The sequence below is a fragment of the Burkholderia sp. Ac-20392 genome (genome assembly GCF_017104585.1).
Taxonomy (GTDB): Bacteria; Pseudomonadota; Gammaproteobacteria; order Burkholderiales; family Burkholderiaceae; genus Burkholderia; species Burkholderia lata.
The window spans coordinates 1-763 of record NZ_JAAGPB010001179.1 but is presented as its reverse complement, the minus strand read 5'-3'; the positions used below and the strand labels follow the sequence as shown (position 1 = coordinate 763).

General features: G+C 63.0%; 2 protein-coding genes. Both read right to left on the bottom strand.

Annotation, left to right across the window (positions count from 1 at the left end; genetic code table 11):
* On the bottom strand, nt 1-307 hold a 307-nt coding region (locus G3N99_RS41490), incomplete at its 3' end, for a LysM domain-containing protein (RefSeq protein WP_206125345.1).
* A 121-nt stretch (nt 308-428) separates the two neighbouring features.
* Nucleotides 429-763 (bottom strand): hypothetical protein (locus G3N99_RS41485; protein ID WP_206125344.1); only part of this gene is annotated, 335 nt, incomplete at its 5' end.

The following is a 763-nucleotide window of genomic DNA, read 5'->3' as shown; positions in this document are numbered from 1 at the left end:
CCGGCATCGATTCGATCGGTGCGCGGGTCCAGTCCGGCGGCGCGACGCGCAACATCTGCGCGATCAGCAAAGTGGTGTTGGGCGCGAAGCCGTTCCAGCGCGCCAGGTCCTCCGGCTTGCGGCCGAAGCCGAAGGCGACGCTTTCCAGCGTGTCGCCGGGTTGCACGCAGTAGTAGCCCGCCACCGCCTTGCTACAACCCGTCGCGAAAACCGATGCGTCCGTGCCGCCGCGTAACGCGCACCCCGACAGGACCGCGCCCACCGCCAGCACGAGCGTGCAGGCGGCGCAGCGCCATCGCAGATTCATGCTCGATCTCATTAATTCGTCATCCTGCATTTCTGATTGAGCGGAGCATTATCGAAGATGCGCATCGTCTCCTATCCTGGTATTCGGATGCGCATGCGTCCTGCACTCGCGCTAACGGGAATCAGGGCTTGAAATGCGCGGTGTCGAGCGGCTCGGCGCGGTCGGCCACCGAATCGTTCGTGTGGCTGACGTGACGCTGAGCGTGCGCGCGGTGCGCGTAGTAGGTGTTGTGATGCTTGCCGTGGTGATGCGGATGATGCGCGGGCGATTGCGCGAAGGCAGCGGCGCAGGTGAAAAAGGCAAAGCTGGCGATGATGATGCGTTTCATAGGCGTTTCGTGTTGCGAAAGGATTGAGAATGACCCGCCTTTGGGGTCGTCCCGCATAAACGCCGGCCTGGCTGCAGCGTTGACGCCGCCGCGCAAGCCCTGACAATCCTTTACAACGCTGCCCAAAA